Source organism: Stenotrophomonas sp. 57, from assembly GCF_030291075.1.
Taxonomy (GTDB): domain Bacteria; phylum Pseudomonadota; class Gammaproteobacteria; order Xanthomonadales; family Xanthomonadaceae; genus Stenotrophomonas.
In genome coordinates this window covers 2,892,901-2,909,751 of the sequence record NZ_CP127407.1, presented here as the reverse complement: position 1 = coordinate 2,909,751, position 16,851 = coordinate 2,892,901, and the positions used below count along the sequence as shown (strand labels likewise).

The window sequence follows — 16,851 nt, the reverse complement described above, 5'->3', positions numbered from 1 at the left end:
CGTGGATCTACCCGCGGATCGATGCACCAGACAAAGAAAAACCCCGGCCTGCGCCGGGGTTTTTCATTTCATGCGTGCCAGCGATCAGCCGCCGCGCGGACCGCTGCGGCGCGGGCCGCCCGGACCGCGGTTGCCGCCGGGGCCACCCGGGCCACGGTTGCCACCCGGACCGCCGGGGCCGCGATTGCCGCCAGGGCCACGGTTGTTGCCACCGCCCGGACCGCGACCGCCCGGACGGGCGCCGTGTGCCGGCTTCGGGCTGCCATAGGGGTTGAAGCCCGGCGTGGCGTGGTCGGACGGGAAGCTCGGGGCGTTGCCCGGATGGCCGTACGGGTGCTTGTTGCCCTGGCCCTGCGAGCGGTTGCCGGCACCGGCCGGACGGCCCTGGCCGCCTGCACCGCCACGGCCTTCACCGCCGAAGCCGCCGCGACCCTGGCCGCCACCGGCGCCAGTGCCCGGGCCCTTCGGCTTGCCATACGGACGGCCCTGGCCGCCCGCACCCGGACCCCGGGCACCCGGCCCACGTGCGCCCGGACCGGCGTTGCGGTGGCCGCTCGGGCCGGTGCTCACGCCGTCCGGCACGTACCAGGTACGGAACGCGGCCGGGTTGCCTTCCGGCAGCGAGCGGTCGTTCTTCGGCGCGCGCTGCTTGAACGGCTTCTGCGACTGCTTGGCCGCCGCTTCACCGCTGACGGTCAGGCCGCCCTTGAAGCCACCACCCTTGCCGCCGCGACCACGGCCGCGGTCTTCGCGGACGTTGTCGAAACGGCGCAGCTCGCGACCTTCATCGGCCGTGTTGTGGCCATTGACGTAGGCATTGCCGCGGCCACCTTCGCGCACGCGCACGGTGGTCTTGGCGGCGCGGCGCTGGCCGATCACCGGCTGCAGGGTCAGCGCCGACGGCGCGCCTTCTTCCAGCTTCAGCTGCGCACGCAGGGCTTCCACCTGGGTGGTGCCCAGTTCCACCGAATGGCCACGGGCCAGTTCGCGCGGCAGGCTCACCTTGCCGTAGCGGGTGCGCTTCAGGCGGCTGACCTGGCAGCCCTGCGATTCCCACAGGCGGCGCACTTCGCGGTTGCGGCCTTCCTTCACCACGACGCGGAACCAGTCGTGCGAATCGGTACCGCCGATGCGTTCGATCTCGTCGAACTTGGCCGGGCCGTCTTCCAGCGCCACGCCGCGGGCGAGGCGGTCGACGATGGCGTCGGAGACCTTCTCCTCGCCTTCCGGGGCGCGCACGCGCACCACGTACTCGCGCTCGACCTCGAACGACGGGTGCATCATGGCGTTGGCCAGTTCACCGTCGGTGGTGGCCAGCAGCAGGCCGGTGGTGTTGATGTCCAGGCGGCCGATGGCGATCCAGCGCGCGCCCTTCAGCGGCGGCAGGGATTCGAACACGGTCGGGCGGCCTTCGGGGTCTTCGCGGGTGGTCACTTCGCCTTCCGGCTTGTTGTAGACCAGCACGCGCGACGGTTCGGCCAGGGCGGTGGCGACGAAGCCACGGCCATCCAGCTCGATCCTGTCGCCGCTCTTGACCGACATGCCGGTCTGCGCGACTTCACCGTTGACCTTGACCAGGCCTTCGGCGATGCGCTGTTCCAGCGCGCGGCGCGAACCCAGGCCGGCCTGGGCCAGCACCTTGTGCAGGCGCTCTTCCAGCTTGAACTGTTCGGAGGTGGCTTCGCGCTTGAGCGAGAGCTTGTTACGGGGGGTGTCACTCATCAGTTTTGCTCCGGCCGACGGTTTCGAGGTCGGCCTCTGGTTCGGAATCGGCTTGGTCAACAGCCACGGTCGTCGTCGCGACGGCGTTGTCTTCGCGTTCGTTCAGGGTCACCGCGCGCTCGCCCGGCGCGGAATCGGGGTGCCCATCATCAAGGGGCGAAGGTGCTTGCTCATCGGAAGCCGGCGCAGCAGCTGCGTCGGCGGAATCGGGGGTGTCGCTGCCGGCCAGGCCGGCGTCATCGTTCGCGGCAGCGCCATCGGCGCCCGCCGAAATGTCCGGGCCGTCGGCACTGGCGGCGGCCGGTGCGTCACGGTCCAGGGCCAGCTGCGGTTCCAGCTCGCCCAGGTCCTTCAGTTCCGAGAGCGGCGGCAGTTCGTCCAGGCGCTTCAGGCCGAAGTAGTCCAGGAAGCCCTTGGTGGTGCCGAACAGCGCCGGCTTGCCGGGCACGTCGCGGTGGCCGACCACGCGGATCCATTCGCGCTCTTCCAGTGCCTGGATGATGTTGCTGCTGACCGCCACGCCGCGCACCTGTTCGATCTCGCCGCGGGTGATCGGCTGCCGGTAGGCAATCAGCGCAAGGGTTTCCAGGGTGGCACGGGTATAGCGGGTCTTGCGTTCGGTCCACAGCCGGCTGATCCAGCCATGCACTTCGCCGGTGACCTGGTAGCGGAAGCCGGAGGCGACCTCGACCAGTTCCACGCCACGGCCTTCGCAGGCGTCGCGCAGGCGCTCAAGCGCACGTTCGATGCTGCCCGGCGGTGCCGGCTCCTCTTCAGGGAACAGGTCTTTCAGCTGGGCCAGGGTGAGCGGCTGGCTGGAGGCCAGCAGGGCACCCTCGACAATGCGGTTGATCAGCGTTTGGTCCATCGGCAGTCAGCGCTCACTCGTTCTCGTTGGCGGCGTCGTTGTCGTCGAACTCGCTGCTGAACTGCAGCGGGGCATTGGTGTTGCCGGCGGCCAGGGACTTCACGTAGATCGGCGCCAGCGGTTCTTCCTGGACGATGTCCAGCAGCTGTTCCTTGGCCAGTTCCAGCACCGCCAGGAACGTGACCAGCACGCCCAGCTTGCCTTCTTCTGCGGTGAACAGCCCTTCAAAACGGTAGAACTTGCCATCTTCAAGCCGGCCCAGCACTTCTCCCATGCGTTGCCGCACGCTCAGCGCCTCGCGCTTGATGGCGTGGCCGCTGAACAGCTCGGCGCGCTTGAGCACGTCGTGCAGCGCCAGCAGCATCTCCTTCAGGTCCACCGGCGGCGGCAGCTTCACCGTGGTGCGTTCGGGCATGAAGGCATGGGCCACGCTGGTGTCGCGGTCCTGGCGGGGCAGGGCGTCGATGTCCTCGGCCGCCTGCTTGAAACGTTCGTACTCCTGCAGCCGGCGCACCAGCTCGGCGCGTGGGTCGGCCTCATCGCCGTCCTCGCTGACCGGTCGCGGCAGCAGCATGCGCGACTTCACCTCGGCGAGGATCGCGGCCATCACCAGGTACTCGGCGGCCAGCTCGAAGCGCAGCTCGCGCATCACGGTGATGTATTCCACGTACTGCCGGGTGATCTCGGCCACGGGGATGTCCAGCACGTCCAGGTTCTGGCGGCGGATCAGGTACAGCAGCAGGTCCAGCGGGCCTTCGAAGGCATCCAGGATGACTTCCAGCGCGTCCGGCGGGATGTACAGGTCCTGCGGAATCTGCAGGACCGGTTGCCCATGCACCACGGCCAGCGGCATTTCCTGCTGCTGGGGTGCGGGCGGCCGGGTTGGCGGGTTCGCGTCGAGCGCGAGTTCGGAAGTCATCTAATGGACATCAGGATTGCAACGGACCAGTCGCGGCACCGGGTTCGCCGGGCCAACGCCACAGAGCCCCAGGGCACCAGACACGCCGGGATCGGCGCGATTCCACACAGGTAAAACAGCAGGACGCGCCGTAGGAAACGGCAGCGACGGAACTACGGGGAGGTCGTCTACGTGGCCCGGCCAGGTGGTCCGGTTCGAAGCAGCGGGACGGTCGTCGGGGGCTGCGTTGGCCGCAAAAACCGACGGGCTGCTGCATCAAGCCACGTGCAATGGAGTCTAGGGTAAGCCTTTGTCGCGCCAGTGTCCAGCCGGACCGGGGCGGGGGCCGCATTGGCTAGAATCTGCGCACCCGACAACGCAAGCGAGGAAATGCCGTGTGGTATGTGATTGAGGGCTATGACGGCCAGGATGTGCTGGCGCAGCGGCTGCAGGCGCGTCCGGAACACCTGGCGCGGCTGCACGCCCTGCGGGACGAGGGACGCCTGCTGCTGGCCGGCCCATGCCCGGCGGTGGACAGTGAGGACCCGGGCCCGGCCGGCTTCAGTGGTTCGGTGGTGATCGCGCAGTTCGAATCGCTCGTGCAGGCCCAGGCCTGGGCCGATGCTGATCCCTACGTGGCTGCGGGCGTCTACACCCAGGTGCAGGTGCGCCCGTTCCGCAAGGTTCTGCCGTGAATGCCGAGCGGCTCGTGCGCATGCGTGACGCGCTGCAGCAGGCGCTGGCCCCGAGCCTGCTCGAGATCGAGGACGACAGCCATCGTCACGCCGGCCATGCCGGTGCGCGCGACGGCCGCGGCCATTTCAACGTGCACGTGGTCAGTGAGCACTTCGCCGGACTGGGGCCGCTGGCCCGGCATCGCGCGGTCTACGCCGCGCTCGGCTCGATGATGGAAACCGATATCCACGCGTTGTCCATCCGCGCGCAGACCCCGTCAGAACAGGGTTGAGCCCTTGTCCCACACTGTCCTGGCGGGTCTCCAAGGGGCTCGCTGAGGACAGATTTCCATGTCCATTTCAGGACATTCGCCTAACGGACTGTTTACAAGCCCAGATGGAAACGCTTACATTCCGCGCCAATGCTGGTAGGTCCAAGCCGTGGAGGGCGGCTTCGTGAACAAGGCAGCTATCACAATCAAGGATGTCGCACGCGAAGCCCGGGTCTCCGTGGCCACGGTTTCCCGCGCGCTCAACGGGCATGAAAATGTCGCCGAACCGGTCCGCCAGCTTGTGCTGGAGGTGGCCGCACGGCTGCGTTACACCCCGCACGCCGCCGCCCGCAGCCTGAGCAGTCGCCGCACCAATACGGTGGGCGTGGTGCTGCCCGACCTGTATGGCGAATTCTTCTCCGAGCTGATGCGCGGCATCGACAACGTCGCCCGCAACCGCCGCCAGCACCTGCTGGTGTCCAGCTACCACGGTGACCAGGAACAGCAGGGCGCCGCCCTGCGCGCCATGCGCGGCCGCGTTGATGGCCTGCTGGTGCTCTCGCCCTATGCCGAGAGTCCCGGCTTCCTGACCGACAACCTGCCGCAGTCGCTGCCGACGGTGTTGATCAACACTTATCTGCCGGGGCAGGACCACCCGGTGCTGAGCATCGACGACCACGCCGGCGCGATGGCGATGACCCGCCACCTGCTCGATGCCGGTCACCGCCGTATCGCTTTCATTTCTGGCCCGGACCTCAACTTCGACGCGCGCGAGCGCCTGCGCGGCTTCCGTGACGCGCTGGCCGCATTCGGCCGTGACGCCGAAGGCATCGAGCTGCCCGGTGATTTCGACGAAGCTTCCGGCCATCGCGCCGGTCAGGAGTTGCTGGCAGCCGGAGCGCTGCCTGATGCCGTGTTCGCCGCCAACGACATGATGGCCCTGGGTTGCCTGTATGCCTTCACGCAGGCTGGGGTCCATGTGCCGACCGATGTCGCTCTGGCCGGTTTCGATGACATTCCACTGGCGCGTTTCGTCCACCCGTCGCTGACCACCATGCAGGTCAGCATCGCCGAGCTGGGCGATCGGGCCATGACGCGTTTGATGCAGTTGATGGACGGCACCTCCACGGATGGGACAGGGGACAAGCAGACCCTGGTTCCACGCTTGATAGTTCGCGATTCCACCACTCCGCCATCGGGCCGTTGAAGCCAGAGGCGTTCCTTCTTTTTTGATTGATCGCAGGGACCGCGCGAGCGGTCACCGCCACCCGGAGATTGAGTTGATGATGCATACCACCTTCCGCACGCCGGCGCGCCGGCTGCTGAGCACCGCACTGGTCAGCTGCCTGATGCTGGCCGCTGCTCCGAACGTCATGGCGCAGTCGGCCAACGCCAGCCTGCGCGGCCAGGTTACCGGCGCCCAGGCCGGCGCCGAAGTGACTGCCACCAACGTTGCCACCGGCACCGTCCGTCGCGGTACCGTGCGCGCCGACGGCAGCTACTCGCTGATGGGCCTGGACCCGGGCACCTACGACGTGGTCGCCAACGGCCAGACCCAGAAGGTCACCGTCACCGTGGCCTCGACCGCGACCCTGAACTTCGCCGGCGCAGCCAGCAGCACCCCGGGTTCGACCGCAGCGACCAACCTGGACACCGTCAACGTCGTCGCGCCGACCCTGCTGCAGGAGGTGCGCACCTCGGAAGTCGGCAAGACCGTCAGCCTGCAGCAGATCCAGACCACCCCGCAGGTGTCGCGCAACTTCCTGGAGTTCGCCGACGCGGTGCCGGGCCTGATCTTCACCCGCGACGCCAAGGGCAACACCTCCCTGCGGGGCGGCGCCACCAACTCCGACGGCACCAACGTCTACATCGACGGCGTGGGCCAGAAGAGCTACGTGAAGGGCGGCGGCGTGGCCGGCCAGTCCGGCAGCGCCGGCAATCCGTTCCCGCAGCTGGCCATTGGTGAATACAAGGTCATCAGCGGCAACTACAAGGCCGAGTACGGCCAGGTGTCCAGTGCTGCCGTCACCGCCGCGACCAAGTCCGGTACCAACGAGTTCAAGGGTGAAGCCTTCTACCGTTATACCAACGACAGCATGCGTGCGATGACCCCGGCCGAGCGCCAGCCGAACAAGGGCAAGGAGGAATCGGCCGAGAAAGAATACGGCTTCGCGCTGGGCGGCCCGATCATCCAGGACAAGGCCCACTTCTTCGTGACCTACGAAGCCAAGCGCTTCGACCTGCCGGTCACCATCGCGCCGGACGGCGCGGTCACCGGCGCTGCCGGCCTGCTGCCGCCGGCCGGCGCCGCCGGCCTCGGCCCGGCCAGCCAGCCGTTCCAGCAGGACCTGATCTTCGGCAAGATCGACTTCGAGCCGACCGACAACGATCGCATCGAGCTGACCTTCCAGGACCGCGACGAAACCCAGTCGCAGTTCAGTGGCCAGACCTCGCCGGAAGCCGGCCGTGAAGTGGTCAACACCGACCGTCGTTACGCCCTGCGCTGGAACCACAGCGGTGAGCGCTACTACAACGAGTTGATGGTCACCCACGAAGACTCGTTCAACAACCCGACTCCGCTGACGCTGGCCAACGGCATCACCTACACCGCACCGGACGGCCCCGAAGACCGCACCATCGTGAAGATCGGTGGCGCCTCGGCGCTGGATTCGCAGGTGAAGGGCCAGAAGGGCTGGTCGATCGAAGACAACCTGACCCTGGATGGCATCCAGTGGGCCGGTGACCACACCATCAAGATGGGCGTGAAGTACAAGGCGATCGATCTGTACGCCTCCGATGCGGCGCAGATCAACCCGACCTTCACCTACTCCCTGGGCGATCCGGACTTCCCGGACTCCATTCCGTACAAGGCGCAGTTCGTCAAGCCGGTGACCGGCGTGTCGGGCGTGTCCGGCGAAGTGCGTTCGAAGTCCAAGCAGTACGGCGTCTTCATCCAGGACGACTGGCAGGTCAACGATCACCTGCAGATCAACCTCGGCCTGCGCTGGGACTACGAAAAGACCCCGTCCTACCTGAACTTCGTGACCCCGCAGCAGGTGGTCGACGCCATCTATTCGCAGGACCCGCGCGCGCCCGCCGGCCAGACCTATGCCGATTCGCTGGCACTGGGTGGCCTGGACATCAGCGACTACATCAGCAACGGTCACAACCGCAAGGCGTTCAAGGACGCCTGGCAGCCGCGCCTGGGCTTCTCGTATGACATCAACGCCGACGAGCAGCACGTGATCCACGGTGGTGCCGGCCGTTCCTACGACCGCGACCTGTTCGACAACCTGCAGCTGGAAACCACCAAGCTGGCCCTGCCGCAGCCGACCATCTACTTCCGCAACCCGGCCACCGGCGCCTGCATCAACGGCCAGGCCGCCTGCTATGACTGGAACCCGAACCTGCTCAATGGCATCGGCAACCTGCAGGCACTGGTCGGCGCGACCAGCAATGCCGGGCTGGAAGTGGACCTGCTGAACAACAAGCTGAAGGCGCCGTATTCGGACCAGTTCAGCCTGGGCATGAGCAACCAGATCGGCGACTGGCTGACCGACGCTACCATTACCCGTACCCTGAGCTACGATGGCTTCGCCTTCACCCTGGGCAACCGCTATCCGACCGGCCAGTTCTTCGATGATCCGCGCCTGTGCGGTGGCACCTCCCCGGGCCTGAGCCAGGCCTGGAGCTGCAACGTGCCGGGCTTCGGCAGCCTGATCATCGGCCAGCAGGGCATCAAGACCCGTGCCACCCAGGTCCTGCTGTCGGCGCAGAAGCCGTTCACCAAGGAAAGCGGCTGGGGCACCTCGATCGCCTACACCTGGACGACCGCACGCCACAACCGCGACATCAACGAGAAGTACGCGTTTGACCGCGGCCTGATCGGTGACTACCCGACCATCCGTTCCAACGGCGCGCCGCGTCACCGTCTGGTGATGACCGGTTCGTACGCGGGCTTCTGGGGCATCACCTTCGGCGGCAAGATCACCCTGGCCACCCCGACTGCCGTCAACGACTGGTACCCGGTGATGCAGGCCAGCGGCTACACCCTGCCGACCCCGCAGGCGGCCGTGCCCAACGCCACCGGCAAGTTCCTGGTGGGTGGCAAGATCTTCGGCTACCGTTCGGTCGACCTGCAGGCGACGAAGACGTTCAAGCTGGCGGGCGATACCGAGCTGTACGCGCGTATCGACATCATCAACGTGTTCAACTTCGACAACTTCTCCACCTACAACTACGTCAAGACCAACGGCAAGCTGCAGGCCAGCTACAACGAGACCGGCGACATCATCGGTACGCCGCGTCAGGTCAAGGCCGAAGTGGGCTTCCGCTTCTAAGCCCGGATGTAGATGCACGACCCGATGCCGCCGGTCCGCCGGCGGCATCGGCTGAAGGGATGCATGGCAATGGCCGGCCTCGTGCCGGTCCATTGCCCACGCCGCTGCCGGACAGGGGGCAGCGGCGTGGGCAATGATCGCGGTGTCAGGCCACGATGTTCGTGGTTTTTTTGGAACGCACCTTGTAAACGATTTCAGATCATTGGACGTTATGCTTTCCCATCGATCAGACCACCGGAGGAACCGCGCCATGCAGGCACGCCATCTGTTGTCCGCCGCCGCGTTGAGCCTGGCCGTGGCCGCCTGCCAACCGGCCCAGCAGGAGCCTGCCAAGCCGCGCCCACCGGTGATCCTGATCGAGGCCGACGCGCCCCCGCGGCCGATGAAACCCGAGCTGCCGCCGCTGTTCGATGACATCGAGCGCCGTACGTTCCAGTTCTTCTGGGACACCACCAACGAAATCAACGGCCTGACCCCGGACCGCTATCCGTCGCGGCCGTTCGCCAGCATCGCCTCGGTCGGCTTCGCGCTGACCGCCTATCCGATCGGCATCGAGAACGGCTGGGTCAGCCGCAACCAGGCGATCGACCGTACCCTGACAACGCTGAAGTTCTTCCGCGATGTGCCGATGGGTCCGCAGCGCACCGGCAAGGCCGGCTACAAGGGCTTCTACTACCACTTCCTGGACATGCAGGAAGGCCGTCGCTACGACAGCTGGGTCGAGCTGTCGTCGGTGGATACCGCGTTGCTGATGATGGGCGTGCTGTTCGCGCAGTCGTACTACGACGGCGACGATCCGCGCGAGAAGGAGATCCGCCAGATCGCCGACACCCTGTACAAGAAGGTCGACTGGCCCTGGCTGCAGCAGCGTGCGCCGCTGATCTCGATGGGCTGGTTCCCGGAGAGCGGCTTCATCGACCACGACTGGATGGGCTACAACGAGGCGATGATGGTCTACATCCTCGCCCTGGGCTCACCCACGCACCCGGTCAGCCCGGACGCGTGGACGGTGTGGACGCGCACCTACGACAACGACTGGGGCGTCTACCAGGGCCAGGAATACCTGTCGTTCGGCCCGCTGTTCGGCCACCAGTACAGCCATGTCTGGATCGACTTCCGCGACATCCAGGACGCGTACATGCGCGAGCGTGGCAGCACCTATTTCCTCAACAGCCGCTCGGCCGCGCTGGCCCAGCGCGAGTACGCCATCGCCAACCCGATGCAGTGGAAGGACTATGGCGAGAACGTGTGGGGCCTGACCGCCAGTGATGGCCCGCAGAACACCACGCAGGAATACCGCGGCGAGCAGCGCCAGTTCCGCCACTATTCCTCGCGTGGCGCCGGCCTGCGCGAGAACTTCGATGACGGCACCATCGCCCCGACCGCGGCGATCGCCTCGGTGGTGTTCGCGCCGGAGCAGGTGATCCCGGCCACGCTGGAGATGCACAAGCGCTACGGCGACTACATCTATTCCAGCTATGGCTTCCTGGATTCGTTCAATCCCAGCTTCAACTACGACATCCCGATCAAGACCGGTCGCCTGGTGCCGGATCGTGGCTGGGTCGCCAGCGATTACATCGCCATCGACCAGGGGCCGATCCTGACCATGATCGCCAACTACCGCAACGACTTCGTGTGGGAGGTGATGAAGAAGAACCCCTACATCCGCAAGGGACTGGAGCGGGCAGGGTTCAGCGGTGGCTGGCTGGCGCCGGAAGGCTCATTCCAGCCGCTGGAACTGCAGAAGGACGAAAAGGCCGCGGCGGCACGCGCGGTGGGTATCGCCGAATCACGCGCGGCTGCCGCGCAGGAACAGAAAAACAATGCCAACCGCAACACAGGGCAGGGGAAGTAACCCGGTGCCGAACTGGATCGACCGCCTGCGCCGCTGGGCGCTGCCTGCTCTGGCCGCGTTGGCCGTGGCCGGCTGCGCCCGCACCGAGCCGGGTACCACCACCGTGCGCTTCTGGGCGATGGGGCGCGAAGCCGAGGTGGTCAGCGAGCTGATCCACGAGTTCGAGGCCGAGAACCCCGGCATCAAGGTGGATGTGCAGAACATCCCGTGGACGGCAGCGCACGAGAAGCTGCTGACCGCGTTCGCTGCCGATGGCCTGCCGGATGTCTGCCAGCTCGGAAACACCTGGGTGCCCGAGTTCGCCGAGCTCGATGCGCTGACGCCGCTGCAGCCGTTCGTCGAGCACTCGGCGGTGGTTGATGAAAGGGACTACTTCCAGGGCATCTGGGATACCAACGTGATCCACGGCGAGCTGGTGGGCGTGCCGTGGTACGTCGATACACGCCTGATCTACTACCGCAAGGACCTGCTGGCCAAGGCCGGCTACGACCACCCGCCGCGCACGTGGCAGGAGTGGGACGAGCAGATGGCGGCGATCAAGCGCATGCAGGGTCCGAACCGCTACGCGGTGCTGATGCCGATCAACGAGTTCGAGCAGCAGCTGTCGCTGGCATTGCAGCAGCCCGATCCGCTGCTGCGCGACGACGACACCCGCGGCAACTTCGCCAGCCCGGGCTTCCGCCGCACGCTGGCCTTCTACGCCAACATGTTCGAGCAGGGCTGGGCGCCGAAGATGTCCGAGACGCAGATCTCCAACGTCTGGGACGAGTTCTTCCGCGGCTTCAACGTGTTCTACATCTCCGGCCCCTGGAACATCCGCGAGTTCAAGAAGCTGCAGCCGAAGGAACTGGAAGGGCAGTGGGGTACCGCCGCGCTGCCGGGGCCGGACGGCCCCGGCGCCGGCATTGCCGGGGGTACCAGCCTGGTGATCTTCCGCAAATCGCAGCAGAAGGAAGCGTCGTGGAAGCTGATCGAGTTCCTGTCGCGGCCGCAGATCCAGGCGCGTTTCCATTCGATCATCGGCGACCTGCCGCCGCGCCGCAGCACCTGGAGCGCGCCGTCGCTGGCCAACGATCCGCTGGCTGCGGCGTTCCGTGACCAGCTGGAGCGGGTCAAGCCGACGCCGAAGGTGCTCGAATGGGAGCGCATCGTGCAGGAAATGCGCATCGTCACCGAGAAGGTGGTGCGCGGTGGCCTGCCGCAGGACAAGGCCGTGGAAGAGCTCGACCAGCGCGTGGACAAGGTGCTGGCTAAGCGCCGCTGGATGCATGAACAACAACGCCTGCAGCAGCGCGTGCCGTCGCCGCAATCAAGCAGCGCCGTCGCCGCCGGGAGCGCGCAATGAAACGTACTTCGCTTGCCGGCTGGATCTTCGCCGGTCCCTCGCTGATCGTGCTGGGCGTGTTCTTCGGCCTGCCGGTGGCCTCGGCGCTGGCGCTGAGCGTGACCGACTTCGATCTGTACGCGCTGGCCGACAGCAGCAACCTGCGCTTCGTCGGGCTGGGCAACTACATCGACCTTCTGCAGACGCCGATGTTCTGGAAGTCGCTGTGGAACACCACCTACTTCGTGCTGATCGGCGTGCCGTTGTCGATCGGCGTGTCGCTGGGCGCGGCGATGCTGCTGAATGCACCGGCCGCGCGCTTCAAGGCGCTGTTCCGCACTGCGCTGTTCGCGCCGGTGGTGACCACGCTGGTGGCAGTGGCAGTGATCTGGCGCTACCTGTTCCATACCAGCTATGGCCTGGTGAACTACGGGCTGGGGCACCTGGGCATCAGCCCGATCGACTGGCTGGGTGATCCCAACTGGGCGATGCCGACCATCATGCTGTTCGCGGTATGGAAGAACTTCGGCTACAACATGGTGATCTTCCTGGCTGGCCTGCAGGCGATCCCGCATGACCTGTACGAGGCCGCACGCATCGACGGTGCCTCGCGCTGGAAGCAGTTCCTGCACATCACGCTGCCGATGCTCGGTCCGGTGCTGCTGGTGGTCGGCGTGATCACCGTGTCCGGCTACTTCCAGCTGTTCGCCGAACCGTACGTGATGACCCGCGGCGACCCACTGCAGAGCACCGTCAGCGTGCTGTATTTCATGTTCGAGGAAGGCTTCAAGTGGTGGAACCTGGGACGCGCCTCGGCTGTGGCGTTCCTGCTGTTCCTGATCATCCTGGCGGTGACCACCGTGATGCTGCGTTTCGGCCGCAAGAGGCAGTTGGTATGAGTCGTGAAATCGGCCAGTCGCGCTGGTACCCGTGGATGATCAATGGTGCGTTGCTGGTGCTGGCCCTGGTCAGCCTGGCACCGCTGCTGTGGATGGTGTCGGTCTCATTCATGCCGCAGGGCGAGGCCAGCCACTTCCCGCCGCCGCTGCTGCCTTCCAGCGTCACCACGCACAACTACCATGAGCTGTTCGCGCGTACCGGCATGGGCGGCAATTTCGCCAACAGCCTGCTGGTCTCGCTGGGCATCACGGTCGGTTCGCTGCTGCTCAACACCATGGCCGGCTATGCCTTCGCCAAGTTGAACTTCGTCGGCCGCGAGCGCCTGTTCCAGGTGCTGATGGCCGCGCTGGTGATTCCGGCGCAGGTGGCGATGCTGCCGCTGTTCCTGCTGATGAAGCAGCTGGGACTGGTCAACAGCTTCGGTGGCGTGATCGTGCCGGCGCTGGCCAGCGTGTTCGGCATCTTCCTGGTGCGCCAGTACGCGCGTTCGATTCCGGACGAGCTGCTGGAAGCGGCTCGCATCGACGGGGCAGGGGAGCTGCGCATCTTCTTCCAGATCGTGCTGCCGATGCTCAAGCCGGTGCTGGTGACCCTTGCGATCTTCACCTTCATGGGCGCATGGAACGATTTCATGTGGCCGTTGATCGTGCTGACCGACCAGGAGCACTACACTCTGCCGGTGGCGCTGGCCACCCTCTCGCGCGAGCACATCATGGACGTGGAAATGATGATGGCTGGCGCAGTGGTCACCGTGGTCCCGGTGCTGGCGCTGTTCCTGGTGCTGCAGCGGTACTACATCCAAGGTCTGTTGTTGGGGAGCGTCAAGGGATGAAGCGAGCGATCGCCGTTGGACTGGGCCTGTTGTGGACCTCCCTGGCGATTGCCGCACCTCCGGCGCTGCCGGCACCGAAGGTCCTGGACGATTTCGACGATATCGCCGCCTGGACGCTGGTGCTGTCCGACCAGGTCAGCGGCTCGCTGCGGCCGGTCAGCGGCGTCGGCGGTGGCCGCGCGCTGTGCCTGGACTATGACTTCCACGATGTCTCCGGCTACGTCGGCATCCGCCGCGCGCTGAACATCGACTATCCGGTCAATTACCGCTTCGGTTTCCAGCTGCGCGGTGATTCGCCGGGCAACGACCTGCAGTTCAAGCTGATCGACGCCAGCGGCGACAACGTCTGGTGGGTCAACCGCCCCGGCTACACATTCTCCAAGGCGTGGACGCCGGTCGAGTACCGGCGTCGACAGATCGACAAGGCGTGGGGACCGTCTCCCGAAAAGGAGATGGCGCGCAGCGCCGCGGTTGAGTTCACGATCTACAGCAAGGTCGGCGGCCGTGGCACGGTGTGCTTCGACAAGCTGACCCTGCAGGGCCTGCCGCCGCAGGATGATTCGGCGCTGGTGCCGTCGGTGATCGCCGATACCGCCACCGCCCTGCAGGACCGCATGATCGACGGCAAGAGCGATACGTTCTGGATCAGCGGCGGGGTCAAGCAGCAGACCATCAGCCTGGACCTGCACAAGAGCCGCGAGATCGGCGGTGCGGTGATCGACTGGCTGCCGAACCTGGAAGCGCGTCGCTACACCGTCCGCACCTCCGAGGATGGCCGCGATTGGCGGACCGTGCGCGAAGTGACCAGTGGTGCCGGTGGTCGTGACTGGCTGGCGCTGCCGGACACCGATGCGCGCTACGTGCGCTTCGATCTGCAGGATGGCCCGAACTGGCGGTACGGCATCCGTGACATCGCACTGAAGCCCCTGGCCTTCGCCGCCACGCCCAATGCCTTCCTGTCCTCGGTCGCCGCCGACCTGCCGCGCGGCTCGCTGCCGCGCGCGTATGTGGGCGAACAGCCGTACTGGACCCTGCTCGGCCTCGATGGCGGCCAGGAACAGGCGCTGATCAGCGAGGACGGTGCGCTGGAGCCGGCCAAGGGCAGCTTCAGCATTGAGCCGTTCATCCGCCTCGATGGCGAGCTGCTGGACTGGTCCAAGGTGGCCATCACCCAGTCGCTGCAGGATCATTACCTGCCGATCGCGAATGTCGACTGGGTGCACGAGAAGGCCGGTCTGGCGGTGACAGGTTTCGTGCAGGGCACGCCGGAGCGTGCGCAGCTGATTGGCCGCTACCGGCTGAGCAATCCGGACAAGGTGGCGCACGAATACACCCTGGCACTGGCAATCCGCCCGTGGCAGGTCAATCCGCCTACGCAGTTCCTCAATACCGTGGGTGGCTTCAGCCGCATCGAAGCGCTGGATGTCGGCGAGCAGCTGGTTCGGGTCAACGGTGAGCCGCGAATCTACCCGCTGCAGGTGCCGGATGCGCGCTTTGCCAGCACGTTCGACGGCAAGCTCGATGCAATGCACCTGGCGGACGGCAAGTACCCGGCCACCACGGCGGTGAAGGACAGCACCGGCATGGCCTCGGGCGCGTTGATCTATACGTTCAAGCTCGAGCCCGGCCAGAGCCGCGAAGTGGCAGTGGTGCTGCCGCAGACCGGTGGCTGGGCGCCGAAGGCGCTGGACGTGACCAAGGCGCAGGCGCAGGTGGCCGAGCAGTGGCGGCAGAAGCTGGGCGTGGTCTCGCTGCAGGTGCCCGCCGCGGGCCAGGCGCTGGTCGATACCCTGCGTACGGCCGTAGCACACATGCTGATCTCGCGGGTTGGCCCGCGCCTGCAGCCGGGCACGCGTTCGTATGCCCGCAGCTGGATCCGCGATGGCGCGATGATCTCCGAAGGACTGCTGCGCATGGGCCGCAGCGACGCGGTGCGCGATTACATCAACTGGTATGCGCCGTACCAGTTCGAGAACGGCAAGGTGCCGTGCTGCGTCGATGCGCGCGGCAGTGATCCGGTGCCGGAGAACGACAGCCATGGCGAGCTGATCTACAGCATCGCCGAGTATGGGCGTTACACCGGCGACAGTACCTTCACCGAGCTGATGTGGCCGCACGTGCAGGGCGCTTACACCTACATGGAGCAGCTGCGCGCCAGCGAGCGCACCGAAGAGAACCGCGCGCGCAACCCGGCGTTCTACGGGATGATGCCGGCCTCGATCAGCCACGAAGGCTATTCGGCCAAGCCGATGCATTCGTACTGGGACAACTTCTGGGCGTTGCGCGGCTACAAGGACGCGGCGCTGCTGGCGACCCAGCTGGGCAAGGTCGAGGCGATGCAGATTGCCGAATCGCGTGACCAGTTCCGTGATGACCTGCAGGCCTCGTTGCTGTCGGCGATGCAGCAGCACACCATCGACTACCTGCCTGGCTCGGCAGAGCTGGGCGATTTCGATGCGACCTCGACCACCATCGCGCTGGCGCCGGGCGGCGAGCAGGGCCGGCTGCCGCAGCAGGCGCTGGAGGCGACCTTCGAGCGCTACTGGAAGGAATTCGTGGCCCGGCGCGACGGCAAGCGCGAATGGAAGGACTACACGCCCTACGAGTGGCGCAACGTGGCCGCGTTCGTGCGCCTGGGCTGGCGTGACCGCGCCTGGCAGGCCACCGAATTCTTCTTCAGGGACCGTGCGCCGCAGGCCTGGAACCAGTGGGCCGAAGTGGTCTCGCACACACCACGCAAGCCGTTCTTCGTCGGTGACCTGCCACATGCGTGGGTGGCCTCGGATTTCGTGCGTTCGGCGCTGGACATGTTCGCTTACAACCGCGATATGGACGATGCGCTGGTGCTGGCTGCTGGCGTGCCGACCGCGTGGCTGCAGGGCGAGGGCATCGCCGTTCAGGGCCTGCGTACTCCGCAGGGCCAGCTCAACTACCGCCTGCAGCGCAGCGACAAGCAACTGGTGCTGGACGTGCAGCCGGGCCTGCTGCCACCGGTCGGTGGCGTGGTGTTGCCGTGGCCGTACGCCGGTGATCCGGGCGAAGCGACCATCAATGGCGAAACGGCCGAATGGGTCAACAAGGAGCTGCACGTGCATCAGTTGCCGGCGCGGGTCGAGATCGATGTACCGAGCGCGGTGCGCCGCGCCGAGCGCAAGGGGCAGTAACG

12 protein-coding genes are annotated in these 16,851 nt (G+C 66.3%); 9 read left to right on the top strand and 3 right to left on the bottom strand.

Features of this window, described 5'->3' with window-relative positions; all coding sequences use genetic code 11:
* Positions 1-84: 84 nt before the first annotated feature.
* Genes QP512_RS13470 through QP512_RS13460 form a run of 3 tightly spaced genes read right to left on the bottom strand, consistent with a single transcriptional unit; the run spans position 85 to position 3,509 of the window.
* Positions 85-1,722: a pseudouridine synthase gene (locus QP512_RS13470; protein WP_286069102.1), complete on the bottom strand. Its 1,638-nt coding sequence runs from the start codon at positions 1,720-1,722 to the stop codon at positions 85-87.
* Positions 1,715-2,590, bottom strand: coding sequence for an SMC-Scp complex subunit ScpB (scpB, locus tag QP512_RS13465; RefSeq protein ID WP_286069101.1), 876 nt, complete (start codon positions 2,588-2,590; stop codon positions 1,715-1,717). The genes QP512_RS13470 and scpB overlap by 8 nt, the downstream gene beginning before the upstream one ends.
* A 13-nt stretch (positions 2,591-2,603) precedes the next feature.
* A complete protein-coding gene (locus QP512_RS13460; protein ID WP_286069100.1) occupies positions 2,604-3,509 on the bottom strand; it encodes a ScpA family protein in 906 nt (301 codons plus the stop codon).
* Between the two features lie 374 nt (positions 3,510-3,883).
* Here QP512_RS13460 and QP512_RS13455 point away from each other — a divergent pair, with 374 nt between their 5' ends.
* The 9 genes from QP512_RS13455 to QP512_RS13415 all read left to right on the top strand — a co-directional run bounded on the left by QP512_RS13455 (position 3,884) and on the right by QP512_RS13415 (position 16,849).
* Positions 3,884-4,183 carry a YciI family protein gene (locus tag QP512_RS13455; RefSeq protein WP_286069099.1) on the top strand — a complete coding sequence of 100 codons (300 nt, stop codon included), beginning with the start codon at positions 3,884-3,886 and terminating at the stop codon, positions 4,181-4,183.
* Positions 4,184-4,203: 20 nt separating this feature from the next.
* A complete protein-coding gene (locus QP512_RS13450) occupies positions 4,204-4,455 on the top strand; it encodes a BolA family protein (protein WP_286072050.1) in 252 nt (83 codons plus the stop codon).
* Between the two features lie 148 nt (positions 4,456-4,603).
* Positions 4,604-5,641 (top strand): LacI family DNA-binding transcriptional regulator, encoded by a 1,038-nt coding sequence (locus QP512_RS13445; RefSeq protein WP_286069098.1) that lies wholly within the window; start codon positions 4,604-4,606, stop codon positions 5,639-5,641.
* 76 nt (positions 5,642-5,717) lie between these two features.
* Positions 5,718-8,774 carry a TonB-dependent receptor gene (locus QP512_RS13440; protein ID WP_286069097.1) on the top strand — a complete coding sequence of 1,019 codons (3,057 nt, stop codon included), beginning with the start codon at positions 5,718-5,720 and terminating at the stop codon, positions 8,772-8,774.
* 250 nt (positions 8,775-9,024) lie between these two features.
* Positions 9,025-10,629, top strand: coding sequence for a glucoamylase family protein (locus QP512_RS13435; protein ID WP_286069096.1), 1,605 nt, complete (start codon positions 9,025-9,027; stop codon positions 10,627-10,629).
* Positions 10,630-10,633: 4 nt separating this feature from the next.
* Positions 10,634-11,974 carry a sugar ABC transporter substrate-binding protein gene (locus QP512_RS13430; protein WP_286072049.1) on the top strand — a complete coding sequence of 447 codons (1,341 nt, stop codon included), beginning with the start codon at positions 10,634-10,636 and terminating at the stop codon, positions 11,972-11,974.
* The gene (locus QP512_RS13425) at positions 11,971-12,852 is read left to right on the top strand and encodes a sugar ABC transporter permease (protein WP_005410323.1); all 882 of its coding nucleotides are present in this window, start codon (positions 11,971-11,973) and stop codon (positions 12,850-12,852) included. Before QP512_RS13430 ends, QP512_RS13425 begins: the two co-directional genes overlap by 4 nt.
* A complete protein-coding gene (locus QP512_RS13420; RefSeq protein WP_049430599.1) occupies positions 12,849-13,685 on the top strand; it encodes a carbohydrate ABC transporter permease in 837 nt (278 codons plus the stop codon). The genes QP512_RS13425 and QP512_RS13420 overlap by 4 nt, the downstream gene beginning before the upstream one ends.
* Positions 13,682-16,849 carry a discoidin domain-containing protein gene (locus QP512_RS13415; RefSeq protein ID WP_286069095.1) on the top strand — a complete coding sequence of 1,056 codons (3,168 nt, stop codon included), beginning with the start codon at positions 13,682-13,684 and terminating at the stop codon, positions 16,847-16,849. Before QP512_RS13420 ends, QP512_RS13415 begins: the two co-directional genes overlap by 4 nt.
* Positions 16,850-16,851 lie beyond the last annotated feature (2 nt).